Origin of the sequence: Anaeromyxobacter sp. SG17 (assembly GCF_022690695.1) — a bacterium.
GTDB classification, from domain to species: domain Bacteria; phylum Myxococcota; class Myxococcia; order Myxococcales; family Anaeromyxobacteraceae; genus Anaeromyxobacter; species Anaeromyxobacter soli.
In genome coordinates this window covers 63,061-82,787 of the sequence record NZ_JALCYX010000013.1, presented here as the reverse complement: position 1 = coordinate 82,787, position 19,727 = coordinate 63,061, and the positions used below count along the sequence as shown (strand labels likewise).

17 protein-coding genes are annotated in these 19,727 nt (G+C 73.3%); 14 read left to right on the top strand and 3 right to left on the bottom strand.

Going from position 1 to position 19,727, the window contains the following annotated elements:
* Positions 1-181 precede the first annotated feature (181 nt).
* The 8 genes from MNY60_RS07855 to MNY60_RS07820 all read left to right on the top strand — a co-directional run bounded on the left by MNY60_RS07855 (position 182) and on the right by MNY60_RS07820 (position 11,146).
* Positions 182-748 (top strand): hypothetical protein, encoded by a 567-nt coding sequence (locus MNY60_RS07855; RefSeq protein ID WP_242336782.1) that lies wholly within the window; start codon positions 182-184, stop codon positions 746-748.
* 378 nt (positions 749-1,126) lie between these two features.
* On the top strand, positions 1,127-1,747 hold the full coding sequence (locus MNY60_RS07850) for a hypothetical protein (protein ID WP_242336779.1): 621 nt from the start codon (positions 1,127-1,129) through the stop codon (positions 1,745-1,747).
* A 215-nt stretch (positions 1,748-1,962) separates the two neighbouring features.
* Positions 1,963-3,267, top strand: a complete 1,305-nt coding sequence (locus MNY60_RS07845) for a TolC family protein (protein ID WP_242336776.1) — start codon at positions 1,963-1,965, stop codon at positions 3,265-3,267.
* Between the two features lie 166 nt (positions 3,268-3,433).
* A complete protein-coding gene (locus tag MNY60_RS07840; protein ID WP_242336773.1) occupies positions 3,434-4,567 on the top strand; it encodes an efflux RND transporter periplasmic adaptor subunit in 1,134 nt (377 codons plus the stop codon).
* 15 nt (positions 4,568-4,582) lie between these two features.
* Positions 4,583-7,771: an efflux RND transporter permease subunit gene (locus MNY60_RS07835; RefSeq protein ID WP_242354052.1), complete on the top strand. Its 3,189-nt coding sequence runs from the start codon at positions 4,583-4,585 to the stop codon at positions 7,769-7,771.
* Positions 7,772-7,889: 118 nt separating this feature from the next.
* Positions 7,890-8,882, top strand: coding sequence for a HAMP domain-containing sensor histidine kinase (locus MNY60_RS07830; RefSeq protein ID WP_242336767.1), 993 nt, complete (start codon positions 7,890-7,892; stop codon positions 8,880-8,882).
* 56 nt (positions 8,883-8,938) lie between these two features.
* A complete protein-coding gene (locus MNY60_RS07825; RefSeq protein WP_242336764.1) occupies positions 8,939-9,742 on the top strand; it encodes a polyphosphate kinase 2 family protein in 804 nt (267 codons plus the stop codon).
* Between the two features lie 135 nt (positions 9,743-9,877).
* Complete coding sequence (locus MNY60_RS07820; RefSeq protein ID WP_242336761.1) at positions 9,878-11,146, top strand: MFS transporter; 1,269 nt, start codon at positions 9,878-9,880, stop codon at positions 11,144-11,146.
* Here MNY60_RS07820 and MNY60_RS07815 read toward each other — a convergent pair.
* Positions 11,104-12,777, bottom strand: coding sequence for an ATP-binding protein (locus MNY60_RS07815; RefSeq protein ID WP_242336758.1), 1,674 nt, complete (start codon positions 12,775-12,777; stop codon positions 11,104-11,106). The two genes, MNY60_RS07820 and MNY60_RS07815, sit on opposite strands and share 43 nt — an antisense overlap.
* A 145-nt stretch (positions 12,778-12,922) precedes the next feature.
* The gene (locus MNY60_RS07810; protein ID WP_242360319.1) at positions 12,923-13,399 is read right to left on the bottom strand and encodes an Lrp/AsnC family transcriptional regulator; all 477 of its coding nucleotides are present in this window, start codon (positions 13,397-13,399) and stop codon (positions 12,923-12,925) included.
* A 161-nt stretch (positions 13,400-13,560) separates the two neighbouring features.
* On the opposite strand from MNY60_RS07810, the gene MNY60_RS07805 reads away from it, so the two are divergent.
* The 6 genes from MNY60_RS07805 to MNY60_RS07780 all read left to right on the top strand — a co-directional run bounded on the left by MNY60_RS07805 (position 13,561) and on the right by MNY60_RS07780 (position 18,754).
* Positions 13,561-13,887: a DUF2917 domain-containing protein gene (locus MNY60_RS07805; protein WP_242336752.1), complete on the top strand. Its 327-nt coding sequence runs from the start codon at positions 13,561-13,563 to the stop codon at positions 13,885-13,887.
* Positions 13,888-14,109: 222 nt separating this feature from the next.
* Positions 14,110-14,736 (top strand): class I SAM-dependent methyltransferase, encoded by a 627-nt coding sequence (locus MNY60_RS07800; protein WP_242336748.1) that lies wholly within the window; start codon positions 14,110-14,112, stop codon positions 14,734-14,736.
* A 45-nt stretch (positions 14,737-14,781) separates the two neighbouring features.
* Positions 14,782-15,444 (top strand): response regulator, encoded by a 663-nt coding sequence (locus MNY60_RS24195; protein ID WP_242336745.1) that lies wholly within the window; start codon positions 14,782-14,784, stop codon positions 15,442-15,444.
* A gap of 23 nt (positions 15,445-15,467) precedes the next feature.
* Positions 15,468-16,814, top strand: a complete 1,347-nt coding sequence (locus MNY60_RS07790) for an ATP-binding protein (protein WP_242336742.1) — start codon at positions 15,468-15,470, stop codon at positions 16,812-16,814.
* 73 nt (positions 16,815-16,887) lie between these two features.
* Positions 16,888-18,348, top strand: coding sequence for a DegQ family serine endoprotease (locus MNY60_RS07785; RefSeq protein ID WP_242336739.1), 1,461 nt, complete (start codon positions 16,888-16,890; stop codon positions 18,346-18,348).
* A 103-nt stretch (positions 18,349-18,451) separates the two neighbouring features.
* Positions 18,452-18,754 (top strand): hypothetical protein, encoded by a 303-nt coding sequence (locus tag MNY60_RS07780; protein ID WP_242336736.1) that lies wholly within the window; start codon positions 18,452-18,454, stop codon positions 18,752-18,754.
* A gap of 13 nt (positions 18,755-18,767) precedes the next feature.
* On the opposite strand, the gene MNY60_RS07775 is transcribed toward MNY60_RS07780, so the two are convergent.
* Positions 18,768-19,643: a lysophospholipid acyltransferase family protein gene (locus tag MNY60_RS07775; RefSeq protein WP_242336732.1), complete on the bottom strand. Its 876-nt coding sequence runs from the start codon at positions 19,641-19,643 to the stop codon at positions 18,768-18,770.
* Between the last annotated feature and the right edge of the window lie 84 nt (positions 19,644-19,727).

Sequence of the window (19,727 nt, the reverse complement as noted above, 5' to 3'; positions counted from 1 at the left end):
CGAGCTGCGGGCCGCAGTCGCTCGATTCGTTCTGCCACCACGGCGCGAACGAAGCTACCCGCGCGCGGTGAAGCTGAAGATGAGCAACTACGCCCGCAGCCGCCCGGTCGCTAAGTGAGTGGCATTGCCGCAGGGCGTGGCCCGCCACCTGCAATGCCGGACGCGGGAGAGGCGGTGACCCATGAACACGTATGCGATCCTGATGTTCCTCCACGTCCTCGCCGGAGTCGGCGTCTACGTCGCGCTCGGCATCGAGACCGTCGCGCTCGGCGGGCTCCGGCGGGCGGAGACTCCGGGTGAGGCCGGCGTCTGGCTCCGGCTGCACGCGCTGCCCGGGCGCCTCCTCCCCGGCGCGATGCTCGTGGCGCTCGCCTCCGGAGCCTGGATGATGGCGACGACCTGGGGCCACCGGCCGTGGATCCTCGCCGCCTTCATCGGCATGGTCGGGATGGGGATCGCGGGCGGCGGCGTGAGCGGGCGCGCGATGCGGCGGCTCCGGGCGGCGCTCGCGACGGAGGACGGCGCGGTGCTCTCGCCCGCGTTCCGGGCGGGCCAGGGGAGCGCCGCGCTGACGGGGTCACTCCGGGTGAGGATCGCGATCGGGCTGGGGATCCTGGCGCTCATGACGCTCAAGCCGGAGGCCGCCGGCTCGGCGCTCGTCCTGACGGCGTCGGTGGTGGCCGGGCTCGCCGCCAGCCTCGTGCACCCCGGGCGCAGCGCGCGCCTCGCGGGCAGCGGCGCGGGATAGCGCCGCCGAGCGCGCCGCTCGCCGGACGCGCCCACCCGAGCGCGCTCCACTGCAGGCGCTCCACCGCGCGAACGCCGCCCGCGACTCACGGGCGGCGTTCGCGCGCGTGCGCTCGGATCCGACGCATCGACCCTGCGCCGCGCCTCGCGCGCCGTGCGGCGGCGCCGGGACCGCGCGAGCGTGCGTGCTCAGGGCTTGAGCGATCTGCGCGCCGAGCCGCGCGGCCTGTGGGGATCGCGAACGGCGCGGAGCGGGAAACCTCGCATTTCCCGCGGGTGTATGGCGTGGCCCGCGAACTGCAACCGCGTCTCGGCGTCGGCAACGCCGACGCCTCAACGCAGGACCGCACCGGCGCTCGCCGGAGAAGGAAGATGAGAGATGCGTGCTGAGAGATCGAGGTTCGCGTTCGTCGCGGCGCTCTTCGTGGTCGCCGCGCCGGGTATCGGGAGCGCCCAGGGCTGGCGCGCCGCGGGGGCCGACGGGCTCCTGACGCCGCTGGGCGAGTACGTGCTCTTCGGAGGCGGGGTGACCGACTTCAAGGAGAGCGCGGTGAAGGATCGCTTCGACGTCGGCGGGACGTGGGACGCCCGGCTCGGGATCGGCAGCCGCTCCTTCGTCGGCGCCGAGCTGGCCTACGTCGGCTCCGCCCTCAACGCCAAGGGATCGGGCTCCGATCTCCTGACGAACGGCGCCGAGGCCGTGCTGCGGCTCCAGTACCCGTATGCCACGGGCGCCTGGCTCGTCGAGCCCTTCGCCTTCGGTGGCATCGGCTGGAGCCACCTCTCGCTCCGGGACGCCGCGCCCGGCGTGAAGGACTCGGACGAGATCGGCGTCGTCCCGTTCGGCGGAGGGGTCACCGTGGGCTACGACCGCTTCCTCCTCGACGCGCGGTTCACCTACCGCACGAGCTTCAACGAGGATCTCCCGCTCGCGACGGGCCAGGCGCCGGCGAGCATGGAGCGGTGGTCGGTCGGCGCGTCGGTCGGGTACGAGTTCTGACGCGAGCGGCGCCGCGGACCGCGCGCGACGCGCGCCCCGCGGACCGAGGAGGGCCTCCGGCCCGATCGCCGGGGCCCTCCTCGTCTTCATGGAACTTCAACTCACGGAAGCGCGCGCGACACGGTGGTGCCGCAGCTTCCGCCGGCGAGCGTCGCGAGAGCGCGACGGCGCGCGGGGAACGCTGCGACGCGGAAGGTCGCGAGGGAGGAGTCGTCATGCAGGCGAAGGTCTTGCTCGCGGCGCTCTGGCTGGGAGTGGCCGGGCGCGCGAGCGCGCTGCAGCCGCTCGAGGAGTTCCTGCGCGGTGCGCGGAGCGCGAGCCCCGACAACGCGGAGGCCCGCGCGGCGCGCAGGCAGCTCGACGCCGACGCCGACGCCGAGCTCGGCCGTGCCCTGCCGCGCCTGTCGCTGCAGGGGCAGTACACCCGCAACCAGTTCGAGACGACCCTGGAGCTCCCGGGGGCGGCGGGCGGGCCCCCGGCGCGCGTCACGATCACGCCGAAGGATCAGCTCGACGGCGCCGCCACGCTGGACGTTCCGCTCGTCGACCTCGCGCGGTTCGCCCGCATCGGCGCGGCCCGCACGGGCGCCCGCGCCTCGGGGACGCAGGCGGCCGCGACGGAGCTCCGCGTCCAGGCCCTCGTGTCACAGGAGTACTTCCAGCTCCTGGCGAACCGCGCGCTCGTCGGCGCGTCGCGCAAGGCGCTCGAGGTGGCGAGGGCGAGCCTCTCCATCGCCGACGAGCGCCACCAGGCCGGCTCCACCGGGCTCCTCGACGTGGATCGGGCGCGGGGCGAGGTCGAGCGCAACGTGCAGCAGCTCGCGAGCGCGGAGCTCCAGGTCGCGCTCTCGGCGCGCGCCCTCCAGTCGCTGACCGGGATCGCGCCGGAGCTCGACGGCGATCGTCCGCTCACCGACGACCTGCACGAGGAGCCGCCGCTCGAGCGCTTCCAGCCGCCGGACGAGAAGCTCCCCGCGCTCGCCGCGGCCATGGAGGGCCGCGAGGCCGCGGAGCAGCAGGCGAGGGCGCAGCGGCTCACGCTCGCCCCCAGCCTGGGCGCGAGCCTGACGGAGCGCGTGACCAGCGCGGAGGGCCTCGCGGGCCGGGACGCCTCCTGGCAGGCCGTGGTCGGCCTGAGCTGGTCGCTCGATCTCACCACCTTCGCCGGCATCCGCGCGCAGGACGCGGCGGCGGACGTCGCGCGAGCGCGCGAGCAGCGGGCGAGGCTCGCGGCGCACGACGACATCCACCGCGCCTGGAGCACCGTGCGGAGCCAGATCGCCCGGAGCCGCTCCGCCCGTGTCCAGTCGGAGGTCAGCGCGCGCGCCTCCGAGCTCGCGCTGGAGCGGTACCGGGCCGGCGCCGCGACCCAGATCGATCTCCTCCAGGCGCAGCGCGACGCCTTCGGCGCCGACGCGGCGCGCATCCAGGCGGACGCCGACCTCGTGAACGCGCGCGCGCAGCTGCGGCTCGCGGCGGGCGAGAGCCTCCTCGAGCCGCCGGGGGGGGGAGCGCCATGATCGGCAGCCCCCGTCGCGGCAGGGGGTGCTCACGGCTTGAGCGATCCGCTCAGCACCCCCCTGCCCGCCACGCCTCGAGCCGCGCCGTTTTGCTGACAGAGCGCATCCGTCGTCTGGCCCAGCGTCTGCAGTTTCCCGTGGTTTCCGAATCCCGTCGGGGGCGTCCATGAAGAGCAAGAAGCAGTGGGTCGTGGTCATCGTCGGTCTGCTGGCGGTCGTCGGCATCCTCGTCGGGGTGAAGGCCGGCCAGATCGTCACCATGGTGCGGGCGGGCGAGTCCTTCGTGCCGCCGCCGGAGGCCGTCACCTCGGCCAAGGTCGAGGCGACGCAGTGGGAGGCGACGCGGGCGGCGATCGGATCGCTCGTGGCGGTCCGCGGCGTGATGCTCTCCGCGGAGCTGCCGGGCGCGGTCCGGGACATCACGTTCGAGTCCGGCTCCTCGGTGAAGCGCGGCGCCGTGCTCGTGAAGCTCGACACCTCCGCGGAGGAGGCGCAGCTCGCCTCGGCGGTGGCGGAGGCGTCGCTCGCGAAGGTCAACCTCGAGCGGGCGAAGCGGCTGCGTCAGGGCGAGGCCAACGCCCAGGCCGATCTCGACACCGCAGAGGCGCGCGCGAAGCAGGCCGACGCGACGGTCGCGAACCTGCGCGCGACGATCGCCAAGAAGACCATCCGCGCCCCGTTCGACGGGCGCGTCGCCATCCGCCAGGTCGAGCTGGGCCAGGTCGTCGCGCCCGGGACCCCCATCGCGTCGCTCCAGTCCGTGAGCCCGATCTACGCGGACTTCTGGCTGCCCCAGCAGGCGCTCGCCGAGCTGAAGGCCGGCGAGCGGGCGCGCCTCGTCGTCGACGCGTTCCGCAACGCTACGTGGGACGGGGAGATCACCACCATCAACCCCGAGGTCGACCCGGCCACGCGCAACGTCCGGGTGCGGGCGACGTTCGAGAACGCGGACGGGCGGCTGCGCCCCGGGATGTTCGCGAACGTGCAGGTGCTCTCCTCGGAGAAGCGCAGCGTGCTCGTCGTCCCCGCGACGGCGGTCATCTTCGCGCCCTACGGCGACTCGGTCTACGCCATCGAGGAGAAGAAGGACGCCGCGGGGAGGACGACCACCGTCGCCCGCCAGAAGTTCGTCCGTACCGGGGAGCGGCGCGGAGACGTCGTCGCCGTCGCGGAGGGGCTGAAGGCTGGCGAGGCCGTCGTGAGCAGCGGCGCGTTCAAGCTGCGCAACGGCGCCTCGGTCGCCGTGAACAACGCCCTCGCGCCCGACGCGCAGCTCTCACCCAAGCCGACCGAAGAGTGAGCCGGAGGCCACCACATGAAGTTCACGGATCTCTTCATCCGCCGCCCCGTCATCGCGATCGTCGTCAGCCTCGTCATCGTCATCGCGGGGGTCCAGGCCATCCGGACGATCAACGCCCGCCAGTACCCGCGCAGCGAGAACGCGCAGATCATCGTCACGACGAACTACGTCGGGGCGAGCGCCTCGCTCGTGCGCGGGTTCATCACCACGCCGCTCGAGCGCGTCATCGCGGCGGCGGACGGCATCGACTACATCGAGTCCGAGAGCAAGCAGAACGTCTCCATCATCCGGGCGCGCCTGCGCCTCAACTACGACGCGACCAAGGCGCTCGCCGAGATCGGCGCGAAGGTGGACCAGGTGCGCGGCGATCTCCCGCCCGAGGCGGAGGTCCCCATCATCACCATCGAGTCCGCCGACAGCGCGCTCGCCTCGGCGTACCTCTCCTTCTCCTCGAAGGCGCTCAAGCAGAACGAGATCACCGACTACCTCGTCCGCGTCGTCCAGCCGCGGCTCTCGGCGATCGAGGGCGTGCAGCGCGCCGACATCCTGGGCGCCCGCACCTTCGCGATGCGCATCTGGCTCAAGCCCGACCGCATGGCGGCCCTGAACGTCAGCCCGGCCCAGATCCGGGAGGCGCTCTCCCGGAACAACTACCAGGCCGCGGTGGGCCAGACGAAGGGCTCGCTCGTCCAGGTCAACCTCACCGCCAACACGGACCTCCGCTCGCCCCGCGAGTTCCAGCAGCTCCCCATCCGCGAGCAGCAGGGCGGCGCCGTCGTCCGGCTCGGTGACGTCGCCGACGTGGTGCTCGGCGCGGAGGACTACGACGCGCTCACCAACTTCAGCGGGCAGACGGCCGTCTTCATCGGCGTCTGGGCCCTGCCGAACGCGAACTCGCTCGACGTGATCAAGCGGGTCCGCGTGGAGCTCGACTCGCTGCAGAAGGAGATCCCGGACCAGATCCAGGCCCGCGTCGCCTTCGACGCCACCACCTACGTCCGGGACGCCATCAGCGAGGTGGAGCGGACGCTCGCCGAGACCCTGCTCATCGTCGTCATCGTCATCTTCCTGTTCCTCGGCTCGCTGCGCTCGGTCCTCGTGCCCGTCGTCGCGATCCCCGTGTCGCTCATCGGGGCGGTGTTCCTGATGCAGGTCTTCGGGTTCACCCTGAACCTCCTCACGCTGCTCGCCATCGTCCTCTCGGTGGGGCTCGTGGTGGACGACGCCATCGTGGTCGTCGAGAACGTCGAGCGACACCTGCGCGACGGGATGAGTCCCGTCGACGCGGCGCTCCGCGGCGCGCGGGAGCTCGTCGGGCCCATCATCGCGATGACCATCACCCTCGCCGCGGTGTACACGCCGATCGCCTTCCAGGGCGGGCTCACGGGCGCCCTGTTCCGGGAGTTCGCGCTCACGCTCGCGGGCGCGGTGGCCATCTCGGGCGTCGTGGCGCTGACGCTCTCGCCGGTGATGTCCGCGTACCTGCTCCGCGGCGGCGGTGAGGAGCGCGGGCTCGCGGGGCGCATCAACCGGGGCTTCGATCGCCTGAAGGCGATCTACGCCCGTCACCTCGCGCTGGCGCTGCGGTCGCGCGGCTCCATCTACACCGCGTGGATCGTGGTGAGCCTGCTCGCGCTCGCGATGTTCACGCAGGCGCCCAAGGAGCTCGCCCCGACGGAGGACCAGGGCTACATCTTCGGCGTCGTCAACACGCCCGCGAACTCGACGCTCGACCAGCTCGTGCCCTCGGTGCACAAGGTGAACGAGAGCGTGATGGCGTTCCCGGAGTCGCAGTTCACGTTCCAGGTCACGTTCCCGAACAACGGGTTCTGGGGCGCGGTCTTCAAGCCGTGGGAGGAGCGGGGGCGGTCGGCCTTCGAGCTCCTCCCGCAGATCCAGGCGAAGGTCGCCGCGATCCCCGGCATCCAGGCGTTCCCGATCCTGCCGCCCGCGCTCCCCGGCGGCGGCCAGTTCCCGGTCGAGTTCATCATCGCCTCGACCGCGGAGAGCTCCGAGATCCTGGACTTCGCGAAGAAGCTCCAGGAGAAGGCGACGGCGAGCGGGATGTTCGCGTTCCCGCCGCTCATCGACGTGAAGATCGACCAGCCCTCGACCGAGATCGAGCTCGATCGGAACAAGGTGGCGGAGCTGGGGCTCGATCTCCAGACGGTCGGGCGCGATCTCGCCTCCGCGGTCGGCGGGAACTACGTGAACCGCTTCAGCATCGACGGCCGCAGCTACAAGGTGATACCCCAGATCCTGCGCTCCGAGCGGCTGAACCCGGAGCAGCTGAAGGACGTGTACGTCACCGGGCCGGGCGGGCAGCTCGTCTCGCTCGCCTCCATCGCCACCCTGCGGGACTCGGTCACGCCGCGGTCGCTCAACCGCTTCCAGCAGCTCAACGCCGTGAAGATCAGCGGCGTCGCGATCCGCCCCCTCGACCAGGCGCTCGCGTACCTCGAGGGGGAGGCCGCGAAGATCCTCCCGGCGAACTACAAGCTCGACTACACGGGCGAGTCTCGCCAGCTGCGGACGGAGGGCAACAAGTTCCTGCCCGCGTTCCTCCTCGCGGTGGTGCTGATCTTCCTCGTGCTCGCCGCGCAGTTCAACAGCTTCCGGGACCCGTTCGTCATCCTGGCGGGCTCCGTGCCGCTCGGCATGTTCGGCGCGCTCGTCATGATGTTCCTCAAGATGCCGAACCCGACCCTCCGGTTCTTCACCGACGGGTGGACGACGACGCTCAACGTCTACTCGCAGGTCGGCCTCGTGACGCTCGTCGGGCTCGTCGCGAAGAACGGCATCCTCATCGTGGAGTTCGCGAACAAGCTGCAGGAGCAGGGGCTCTCGAAGCTGGAGGCCGTCCAGAGCGCCGCCGTCACGCGGCTGCGGCCCATCCTCATGACGAGCGTGGCGACGGTCTTCGGCCACTTCCCCCTCACGCTCGTGAGCGGGCCGGGCGCCGAGGCGCGCAACAGCATCGGCCTGGTGCTCGTCGCGGGGATGACCATCGGCACGGCGTTCACGCTCTTCTTCGTGCCCGCCATCTACCTCCTCATCGCCCGGGACCACCGCGCCGAGGGGCGGGCCACCGCCCCGAGCGTGCTCGAGCCGGAGCCGGTGCCCGCGACGACGGGGGGCGGTCCGCTCCGCGCCGCGTACCAGGGGGCGGAGGGCGGTCCGGAGAGACCGGAGCCCGGGTTCTAGACGGGGCCGCGCATCGGTGCCCGCCCCGCGCGCAAGACCGCGCGGTGCGGGCCACCGGTGCGCGGCGAATGATCCGTCCCGCCGCAGGAGAGCGGTCAGAGGCGAAAGGAAGCACACCATGGCCAGGACGGAGCGTTCGACCCGGAAGCCCTCCCCCCGCGAGAGCTGGGACCTCGCGGAGAACGCGACCCTGAGGCTGCCGCGCCGCCGCGTCGCGTCGGTCGTGCGCGCCGAGCGCGGGACGGTGCTCGTCACGCGCAACGGCGATCGCGAGGATCACGTGCTCGAGGCCGGCGACGAGCTGGTCCTGCCGCGCGGCGGGCTCGCGGTCGCGTGGGCGTTCACCGACGCGACCCTCTCCGTGCGCGACGGGCTCCGGATCCTCGCGCGCGGGGGCGCCGAGCCGGCCTCCGAGGCGGAGGCCCCGGGCGCGAGCGTGGACGCGCTCGGCGTCGAGGTGGCGCACGAGCTCAAGAACCCGCTCGCCGGCGTGAAGGCGCTCGTGCAGCTCGGGCTGCGCAACCCGGCCGAGGCCCCCGCGCACGAGCGCCTCGTGCTCATCGAGCGCGAGGTCGCGCGGATGCAGGAGATCCTGCGGCGCTACCTCTCGTCGACGCGGCTCCGCGAGGGCGGGAGGGCGCCGCGGCTCGCGCTCGCGCCGCTCGTCGCCGACGCGCTGCTCGCGCTCTCGGCGATCGCGGGCGAGGCGCGGGTCCGGCTGGTCGCGCGCGGGGACGCCACGGTCGAGGGCGATCCGCGCCGGCTCAGGGAGGCGCTCCTCAACCTCGTCGCGAACGCGATCGAGGCGACCCCGCCGGGCGGAGCGGTGACGGTCGAGGTGCGCGAGAGCGGCGACGGGGCGCAGCTCCTGGTGAGCGACACGGGCCGCGGGATGTCCTCCGAGACCCTGGCGCGCCTCGGCACGCCGTTCTTCACCACCCGCGAGGACGGCACCGGGCTCGGCGTGGTGCTGGCGCGCGCGGTCATCGCGGATCACGGCGGGTCGCTGCAGTACGAGAGCGTGCCGGGGAAGGGGACCACGGTCAGGGCCATCCTGCCCGGTCGGGTCGCCTCGGGCGCGAGCGCGGCGGAGCTCTCGCGGTCCGCGTGAGCGCGGGCAAGGCGGATCGCGCGTGCTAGGCTCGTCGGAGCTCTCCGAGGGTTCCGATGGCCCACCCGTCCCTGTCCCGCCTCCTCGCGAAGGACGCGTTCCCCAAGGTCTCGTCCAAGGACGCCTACGAGCGCCAGGTGGAGGAGCTGCAGCGCCGCATGCTCCTCGTCCAGCAGGGCATGTTCCACACCGGCCGGCGCGCCATCATCGCGGTCGAGGGCTTCGACGCGGCCGGGAAGGGCGGCGCGATCCGGCGGCTCACCGAGGCGGTCGATCCGCGCGGCGTCCGCGTCGTGCCCATCGGTCCGCCGGCTGCGGACGAGCAGGGCAGGCACTGGCTGTACCGCTTCTGGCGCGACCTGCCGCTCCCGGGGACGCTCACCGTGTTCGACCGCACCTGGTACGGCCGGGTGCTGGTCGAGCGCGTGGACGGGCTCGCGAAGAAGTCCGAGTGGAAGCGCGCCTACCGCGAGATCAACGAGTTCGAGCGCACGCTCGTCGACGACGGGATCGACGTGGTCAAGATCTTCCTCGGCATCAGCAAGGCCGAGCAGCTCCGCCGGTTCGAGGAGCGGCTGAAGGATCCCTACAAGCAGTGGAAGCTCGCGGACGCCGACGTGCGCGCCCGCAAGCGCTGGGATTCGTACGTGGACGCGGTGGACGACATGTTCGAGCGCACGGACACGGCCAGGGCGCGTTGGCACCTCGTCCCGGCGGACCGCAAGTGGTACGCGCGCGAGCGGGTGCTGCGCATCGTCACCGAGCGGCTCGCCCGGCACGCGGAGTGGATGGAGGCGCGCGTCCACGAGAAGGCCCAGGCGCGCCGCCTCGAGAAGGAGCTGAAGAAGCTCAAGGCCTGAGCGGATCGCTCGGCGTCTCGGCGCAGCGCCCACGGCTCGAAGGGGAGGGGCGAGCGCGAAGCCCGCGCCCACGGCGGGTCCGGCCCCGAGGCGCGACGTGCGCTCCCTGGCGCGAGGGCTGCAACGGTGATCCCCATGCGGAAACGGATCACCGAGCGCCGGCTCCTCCTCCTGATCGGCGCGGTTCAGTTCGTCAACGTCCTCGACTTCATGATGGTGATGCCGCTCGGCCCCGACTTCGCGCGGGCCCTCGGCATCCCGAACGCGCGGCTCGGCCTGGTCGGCGCGAGCTACACGGCCGCGGCCGCGCTCAGCGGGGTGCTGGGCGCCCTGATCCTCGATCGCTTCGACCGGCGCAAGGCGCTCGGCGTCGTGCTCGGCGGGCTCGTGGTGGGCACGGCGGCCGGCGCGTTCGCCACGAGCCTCTCGTCGATGCTGGGGGCGAGGATCCTCGCGGGCGCCTTCGGCGGGCCGGCGACGTCGCTGTCGCTGGCGATCATCTCGGACGTGGTGCCGGCCGAGCGTCGCGGACGCGCCATGGGGGCGGTCATGGGGGCCTTCGCGCTGGCCTCCGTGCTGGGCGTCCCGGCGGGCCTCGAGCTCGCGCGGCTGGGCGGATGGAGGATGCCGTTCTTCGCCGTGGCGGCGCTCGGGGCGGTGCTCGCCGCGACTGCGGTCACCCTCCTGCCACCTCTCCGGCGGCACCTCGGCCTGCGCCCGGAGCCCGGCTCGAGCACGGGCGCGCTCCTGCGCCGTCCCGCGGTCGCGCTCGCGCTCGGCGCGACGGCCGCGGTCATGACGGCGCAGTTCGCGCTCGTCCCGAACATCGCGGCCTACTGGCAGTACAACCTCGGCTACCCGCGGGAGCACCTGGGCCTGCTCTTCGTCGCGGGGGGCGCGGTGAGCTTCGCGGTGATGCGGCTCTCCGGCCGCCTCGCCGACCGCTTCGGCGCGGCGGTCACCGCGGCAGGAGGGACAGCCGTCTTCGTCGCGGTGGTGCTCGCCGCCTTCGTCTTCCCGTCCCGGGCGCCGCCGGCGCTCGCCCTGTTCGTGGCCTTCATGGCCGCGAGCAGCTTCCGGATGGTGCCGATGCAGGCCCTCGCGAGCCAGGTGCCCGCGCCCCAGGAGCGCGCCCGCTTCATGTCGGCGCAGTCGGTCGTCCAGCACCTGGGGTCGGCCACGGGCGCGCTCCTCGCGGCGGGCGTGCTCGAGCAGCTGCCCGGCGGCAGGCTCGCGGGGATGGATCGCGCGGCGTGGTTCGCCGTGGCGCTGGCCGCCGCGGCCCCAGCACTCCTGTGGCGCCTCGAGCGGCGGGTCCGTCCCCGCGAGCGAAGGACCCCGGTGCCCGCGACGCTCGCCCCTCACGCGCCCGCGGCTGCGCCCTCGTCCCAGGCTTCCCGGTGACGCCCCGCAGCGGCGGCTCCGCTCGCCCGCGGGAGACGGACCGTGAACCGCGTCCCGCGCTCGGGCGTGGACTCCACCTGGACCGCGCCGCCGTGCGCGGTCACGATCTGGCTCACGATGTAGAGCCCGAGGCCCAGCCCCCGCGTCTGGGAGGCGCGCCGGGGCGAGCCGCGGCAGAAGGGCTCGAACAGCACGGCCATGAGCTCCGGCGGGATGACCGGTCCCTGGTTCAGCACCTCGAGGACCACCTCCTCGTCGCCGCCGCCGACCGAGAGGCGCACCGAGCCGTGCCTCGCGCCATGCTCGAGCGCGTTCGCCACGAGGTTCGACACGACCTGCGCCATCCGCCCCGGATCCCAGGTGCCGCGCCCGTCTCCTTCCAGCGCGAGCTCGATCGCCCGCTCCGGCTGGGCGGCCCGGAGCTCGCCCACGACCGCGCGACACAGCGCGTGCAGGTCCGTCGGCTCGGGGGCGATCGGCAGCCCGTCCTTGAAGCGGCTGTGGGTGAAGTCGAGCAACGTCCCGATGAGCTCGAGCATCCGCGCGCCCGCGCGATCGATCTCGCCGATGCTCTCGCGCACGTTCTCGGCGAGGTCCTCGCGGCGGAGGAGGAGCGAGGCGAGCGCCCGCACCGCGCCGAGCGGGCTCCGCAGGTCGTGGCCGAGGATGCCGATCATCTGCTCGCGGAAGACGAGCGCCCGCGCCAATTGCTCCTGCGCGCGCTGCTGCTCGGTGATGTCCTTCGCCGCGCCGGTGATGCCGACGATCGCGCCGGAGCCGTCGCGCAGCGGCTCCTCCGACACCAGCATGTGATGGACCTGCCCTCGACGGTCCGAGACCTGCAGCTCCTCCTGGATCCGCGCTCCGGTCCTGAGCACGAGGTGGTCGAGGGCGTCCATCCGCGCCGCCTCGTCCGGCGCGATCAGCTCGGCGTTGGTGCGCCCCAGCATCTCCGCGGCGGGGTAGCCGAAGGGCGGGTTGTACAGCCAGCGGTAGCGCAGCCCGAGGTCCCGCTCGAAGAGGGTGATGTCGGAGTGGGCGAGCGCGACGCGGATCCGCTCCTCGGTCTGCCTGAGCCGCTGGTGCACCCGCGCGTTCTCGACGACCTGCGCGGCGCGCCGCACCAGCTCCTCGGCGAGCGCGACGTCCTCCTGTCCGTACCGCCGCCCCGACTCGGAGGTCGTGAGGAAGGTCATGGTCGCGAGCGAGCTCGAGAGCGTGACCGGCACCACGAGCACCGAGCGAACCCCGAGCTGCAGGGCGAGCGCGAGGTACTCGCCCTCGGTCTCCGCGCGGAGCGTGTCGTCGCCGTAGTCCGGGACGAGCACGGGGCGTCCCGACTGCAGCGCCCGCGAGGCCGGGAGCCTCCGCCGGGCGGAGTGATCGAGCGGGAAGCCGCGCAGCGCGGCGGCGAGCGGCGCGCGGCTGGGATCGCGGTGAGCGACCTCCATCCGGCGGACCTCGCCGTCCTCGACGAAGTCGACGATGCACCAGTCGGCGAGCTCCGGGATCGACAGCCGCGCGACCGCGGAGAGCACCTCCTCGTAGTCGAGGGTCGCGGCGAGCGCGCCCACCTTCGAGAGGAGGGACAGCCGTGCGACGAACTTGCAGCTCTGGTCGCCAACCTCCAACGCTCTGCTCCCCGATCGGTGGTGCGCCGGCACCACGGCGCGGCGCTGAGATAGCGGCGCGCGCGCCTCGTCTCCAGTCGACTCGAGAAGAAGGCCCGGGCGGGCGCGCCCGCGAGCCCCAGAAGTCTCGCGGGGCGCCGGCTCCTCAGGGGATCGGCAGGGCGAAACTGGATTTCGTCGTGGAGAGGATCACGTCGCTCGCGTAGCTCTTGATGTTGTGCTCGGCGGCGACGACCGTGCGGGCGAAGCGCTGGTAGTCCTCGATCGAGGTGGCGCAGACGAGCAGGACGAAGTCCACGTCACCCGTGACCGTCCAGCACTGCAGCACCTCCGGCAAGTCCCGGACCTTCTTCTCGAAAGCGGCGAGCAGGTCCTCGCGGGGACGCTCGAGCGCGATGCGCATCAGGACGAAGACGCTGTACCCGAGCGCGGCGGGATCGACCAGGGAGACGTCCCATTTGATGACGCCCTGCTCGCGGAGCCGCCGGCAGCGCGCGAGGCAGGCGGGCGGCGACAGTCCGATCTTCCCCGCCAGCTCCTGATTGGAAATTCGGTTGTTCACCTGGAGAAACTTCAGGATCTTCAGGTCGATCTCGTCGAGATTCCAGGGGGTTCGGGCCATCGCTTTCCATTCTAGCCGGGCCGAGGCGTCTATGCCTAACCAGCTTCCGTGGACGCGTTGTCGCAGGCTCATTCCGGAAGGTTTCGACCCCTCACAACCGAATGGCATTCCCTTCATGACCGGTCGCATCATCGCCTCGGCTCTTGCGGAGGAGACGAGCGATGAAGGCTGCACGGGCGACGGCGATGGCGCGACTGAACCCGCGGCTCTGGGACTGGACGTGGGGGCGAGCGTGGGAGCAGCAGGACTCCGCGCGCAGCACCCGCGCGCCGCTCGAGCTGAGGCTCGAGCTCACCGACGCGAGGAGCGTGCGCGTCGGATCGGCCCCCGTGGCGATCACCTGCCTCGAGGGTGAGCTGCTCGTCACCTGCGAGGGCGATCTCGAGGACCACGTCGTCGTTCGCGGCGAGACGTACGTCACGCGCCGGCGCGGGCACCATGTCGTCTCGGCGCTTCGCCCGAGCCGCGCGCGCGTCGCCCGGCGGTAGCGCCCGCCGGCCCCTGCACGGCCGGCCGGGAGTACGCCGGTCCACGAACGCCTCGTCTCTCTCGGGACGGGTCCGGAATCTCCGTCGCGAGGCGCGGCTCGAAGCAGGCATGAAGAGCGGGATGACGACGTCGAGCACCGATCACGCTGCTCCGCGCGCGGAGCAGCTCGGCGAGGCGGAGCGGCTCCTCGTCGTGGACGTGCCCGACCGCTGGAGCGCGCGTTGACCCGCCCTCCGAGCGACTTCGACGCCCGGGCGAGGACCTGGGACGAGGACGCCTCCAAGGTGGAGCGGGCGCAGCGCGTCGCCGCGGCGATCGCGTCCGTCGTCCCGTCGCTCTCGGGCAAGGCGGTGCTCGAGTACGGCGCGGGGACGGGGCTCCTCGGCCTCGCGCTCCAGCCGCTCGTCCGCGAGGTGACGCTCGCCGACAGCTCCCGCGAGATGCTGGCGGTCGCAGGCGAGAAGATCGCCTCGGGCGGCGTCCGCAACGCGAGGACGCTGTACCTCGACCTCGCGGCGGGCCCGCCGCCCGACCTGCGCTTCGACCTCGTCTGCTCGCTCATGACCCTCCACCACATCCCCGACACGGACGGGGTGCTGGGCGCCTTTCACCGCTTGCTGGAGCGGGACGGGGTCCTCTGCATCGCCGACCTCGACGCGGAGGACGGCTCGTTTCACGGCCCGGGCTTCTCGGGTCACAAGGGGTTCGAGCGCGCGGACCTCGGGGCGCGGATGGAGCGCAGCGGCTTCCGGAACGTGCGGTTCTCGACCGTGCACGAGGTGGTCAGGGAGACCGCCGACGGCGCGCGCGCCTTCCCGGTCTTCCTCGCGATCGCAGAGCGGGCGTGACCCACCGCGGCGGTACGCTCCGCCGCCGCTCGCTATGATGAGCCGGTGCGCGTCCTCGTGGTCGAAGACGATTCGATGCTGGGCGAGGGAGTGCGGCGCGGGCTCCGGCAGCTCGGGCACGCCGTGGACTGGGTCCGGGACGGGGGCGAGGCGGACCTCGCGCTGGCAGGGGAGCCGTACGACGTCGTCCTCCTCGACCTGGGCCTGCCGGGCAAGGGAGGCCTGGAGGTGCTCCGCGAGCTGCGCCGCCGCGGCCGCAGCGTGCCGGTGCTCATCATCACCGCCCAGGACGCGATCTCGCAGCGCGTCGCGGGGCTCGACGCGGGGGCGGACGACTACCTCGTGAAGCCCTTCGACCTCGACGAGCTGGCCGCCCGCATCCGGGCGGTCCAGCGCCGCGCCAGCGGACGCGCGGATCCCCTCGTCGAGCACGGACCCCTCACGCTCGACCCGGCCACCCACGAGGTCTTCCTCTCCGGCACCCCGGTCACCCTGTCCGCCCGGGAGTTCGCCCTGCTCCACGCGCTGCTCGAGCACCCCGGCCGGCCCATCTCCCGGGCGCGGCTCGAGGAGCGGCTCTACGGGTGGTCGGAGCAGGTCGCGAGCAACGCAGTCGAGGTCCACGTGCACGCGCTCCGCCGCAAGCTGGGCGCCGAGTGGATCAAGACGCTCCGCGGGGTGGGCTACATGGTCCCGAGGCGCATGTGAGATCGCTCCGCCGGAGATTGCTCGTGGCGCTCCTCGCGTCGGCCGCGGCGGTCACGCTCGCCGCCGCCCTGGTGGTCTACCGGATGGCGCGCGAGGAGATCGACGCCGTCTCCGACTACCACCTCCGCCAGATCGCGCTCACGCTGCGTGACCGCGCGCCGCGGGGCGGCGCGGTGGTGGGTGGCGAGGACGCCGAGCTCGACTTCGTCATCCAGATCTGGGACCGCGAGGGGAGGCGGCTGTACCGCTCCAGGCTCGTCGCAGGCCTGCCCGAGAGCGCCGAGCTGGGGTTCGCGACGGTGCGCGCCCGGAGCGGCGACTGGCGCGTCTACTCCGTCGAGCTCGGGGACCTCGTCATCCAGGTCGCCCAGCCCGTGCGCGTGCGGCAGGCGCTCGCGGTCGCCGCGGCGACGCGGACCCTCGCCCCGGTCCTCCTCATGCTGCCCCTGCTCGCCCTGCTGATCTGGAACATCGTCGCCCGGGCGCTGGCGCCGCTGAACCGGCTGGCGGGGGAGGTCGCCTCGCGGACTCCCGCGGCGCTCGAGCCCATCGGCGAGGCCGGCGCTCCGGAGGAGGCCATCCCGCTCGTGCGCGCGCTCAACGATCTCCTCGCGCGCCTGGGCGCGGCGCTGTCCGCCCAGCGCGCCTTCGTCGCCGACGCCGCGCACGAGCTGCGCACGCCGCTCGCCGCCCTGGACCTGCAGGTGCAGCTCGTGGAGCGCGCCCCCGACACGGCGGGGCACGCCGCGGCGCTCGCCGATCTGCGCGCGGGGCTCGGCCGGATGACCCACGTCGTGCAGCAGCTCCTGACGCTGGCGCGCGCGGGGCCCGACGCCGGCGCGGCCCTGGCGGGAGAGCCGGTGAGCCTGTCCGAGCTCGTGGCGCAGGCCGTCGCGGACCACGCGCTCCTCGCGGAGGCGAGGCGGATCGACCTCGGCGCGGGGCAGGCCGCCGAGGACGCCGTCGTGGCGGGAGATCCGGCGACGCTGCGGACGCTGCTCGCGAACCTCGTGGACAACGCGATCCGGCACTCGCCCCCCGGCGCGCGCGTGGACGTCGACGCCGGGATCGAGGCCGATCGTCCCTACCTCGAGGTGTCGGACCACGGGACCGGCATCCCCGAGGCGGAGCGCGAGCGGGTCTTCGACCGGTTCTACCGCCGCGCCGGCTCCGACACGGGCAGCGGCCTCGGGCTCGCGATCGTGAAGGCCATCGCGGAGCGACACGCAGCGCGCGTCGTGCTTCGCGACACGCCCGGAGGTGGACTCACCGCCCGCGTCGACTTCCCGGCCCGCTTCGCGGCGCAGGCGCCATCCGACGCCGGGGCCACGCCGCCGGCGCGGGTACCCGGCGAGGACGGCCGGCCTTAAGCACCCCTTAAGCCTCGCCCCTTACCGTTCGTTCCGAGCCCTCGACAGAAGGGCACGAATGGAAGGAGCAGACATGCCACGCAGATTCATCCAGGGCTCCGCCGTGACCGCCGCGCTCGTCGCGGCGCTCGCCGGCGGCTACCTCTACCGGGGCCGCGCGATGGCCTCGGCCCCCACGGCCGGCGTGGAGCAGCCCGCACCGGCAGTCCCCGTCGCCGCGCCCACCGCAGCCGCGGCGCTGCCGGACTTCAGCGGCATCGTGCAGCGGTACGGGCCGGCGGTCGTGAACGTCAGCACGACCGGCATGGTGAAGACGGCCCAGGCCGGCTCGCCGTTCGGGCAGCTGGATCCGAACGATCCCCTCTACCCGTTCTTCAGGCGCTTCCGGGTGCCGGAAGGCAACGACCACCAGCTCACGCGCGGCCTCGGCTCCGGGTTCATCGTCAGGGACGACGGCGTCATCCTCACCAACGCCCACGTCGTCGCCGGGGCCAGCGAGGTGAAGGTGAAGCTCACCGACAAGCGCGAGTTTCCGGCCAAGGTCATCGGCGTCGACAAGAGCACGGACGTCGCGGTGCTGAAGATCGAGGCGAAGGATCTGCCCGTCGTGAAGACCGGCGATCCCGCGCCGACCCGGGTCGGCCAGTGGGTCCTCGCCATCGGCTCGCCCTTCGGGTTCGAGAACAGCGCGACCGCCGGCATCGTGTCGGGGCGGTCCCGTTCGCTCCCGGGCGAGGGGTACGTGCAGTTCCTCCAGACCGACGTGGCGGTGAATCCCGGCAACTCCGGCGGTCCGCTGTTCGACACCGCGGGCGAGGTCATCGGGATCAACTCCCAGATCTACTCACAGTCGGGCGGCTACATGGGCCTGTCCTTCGCGATCCCGATCGACGTCGCGATGAAGGTCGAGCAGCAGCTCCTCGCCCACGGCAAGGTCGTCCGCGGCCGGCTCGGCGTGACGGTCCAGGACGTGAACCAGTCGCTGGGCGAGTCCTTCGGGCTGCCGAAGACCGGCGGTGCCCTGGTGAGCGCCGTGGAGAAGGGGAGCCCGGCGGCGAAGGCGGGCCTCCTGCCCGGCGACGTCATCCTCGCGCTCGACGGGAAGGAGGTCTCCAGCTCGTCCGACCTGCCTCCGCGCGTCGCCGATCTCCGCCCCGGGACGAGCGCGAAGCTGGAGGTCTGGCGTGACCGCCGCAAGCGCGAGCTCGAGATCCAGGTGGGCGAGGCGAAGGACGCCACCGCGGCCGCCGCGCCCGAGCGCGACGACCACGGGCGGCTCGGGCTCACGGTCCGCCCGCTGACGCCCGAGGAGCAGCAGCAGGTCGGGGTGGCGGGCGGGGCGCTCGTGGAGGACGTCCAGGGCCCCGCCGCCAGCGCCGGCATCCAGCCCGGCGACGTGGTGCTGGCGCTGAACGGCACCCCGGTGACGAGCGTGGAGCAGCTCCGGGGGCTCGCCGCGAAGGCCGACAAGCACGTGGCGCTGCTCGTCGAGCGGGGGGAGGCGCGCATCTTCGTCCCGATCGACCTGGGTTGAGCCGGTACGCGTCCCGCGCACCGCACGCCGAAGCGGCGCGAGAGGTGCGCGGGACGCGCGAGTGCCGATGACGCGAAGGCCGCGAGCAGGAGGCAGTCCCCGCATGAACGCACTCCGAGAGCACTCGACGGGATCGGGATCCTCGCAGCTCGTGATCGTGCTCCACCCTGGCGGGCGGACGCGCCCGATCCTGAGCTGGCTCAGGCAGCTCGTGCCGGCCGCGCTGCTCGTCGTCGCGGCGGCCAACCTGCCCCCGCCCGCGTCGCCCGACGTCATCGTCCTCGACGAGGACGAGATCGCCTCCGGGCCCCTCTCCCTGGCGGACGCGCTGATGCGCCATCAGCGCCACGCCCACGCAACCGATCCCCGCGGAGGAGCGGGGAGCGGGGCGGGCGAGAGGGCGTGACGGGCGTGACGGGCTACGCCGCCGGCGGCGCCGACTTCCACCGCTGGTGCATCCACACCCACTCGGCGGGATGCCGGCGGATCGCCTGCTCCTGCAGCGCGACGCACGCGGCCGTGAGCCGGATCACCTCCGCCTCGCGGTCCAGCGGCTCGCGGTCGTACGGGACCTCGGTCACCTCGAGGCGGTGACCGTCGCCGGGGCGCGGTCCCCGCCGGTGGCAGGTCACGACCAGGACGGCAGCGCCGAAGCGCAGCGCGAAGTCGGCGGCGGCGCGCGGGGTCGCGGCGGGGCGCCCGAAGAAGGGCACGTGGACGCTCTGCACGCCGCGGATGTCCTGATCGATGAGGATGCCGAGCGTGCCGGACTGCTTGAGCAGCCTCAGCATGGCGCGCCCCGTCGCCGGGTCGTCCCGCCAGAACGTCTCCACGTGGTTCTCGGCCCGGGCGCGCGCGACCGTCGCGTCGATGCTCGCGTGCCAGCTCCGCTTGGCGATGACCGCGTTCGGCTGCACGTAGCGGGACAGCCGGCAGGTGAGCTCCCAGTTCCCGATGTGCCCGAGCACGAGGATCACCCCCGTGCCCCGCGCCTGCGCACGCTTCAGGGCCGACACCGCCTCGGCGGTGGCCTCGACGTACTCGTCCATGCGCGGCGCCCAGCTCCGCAGCGTGATCACCTCGCCGCCGAGCCAGCCCAGGTGCACGAGGCTGGCGCGCGCGATCGCGTCGCGCTCGGCGACGTCCAGCGCCGGGAAGGCCGCGGCGAGGCTCGCCCGCATCTCGCGGCGCATCCGCGAGGAGAGGTGCCAGGCGAGCCGGCCGAGCGCGCCGCCGAGCGCGAGGCCGAAGCCGAGCGGCAGCACCGCCAGGGTCCGGACGAACGCGAGGATCACCGTCGCGGGGGGGGGGGGGGGGGGGGGGGGGGGGGCGCGCGCGGGCCCCCCCCCCCCCCGCCGGCGCCGCGGGCGGCGGCGGCG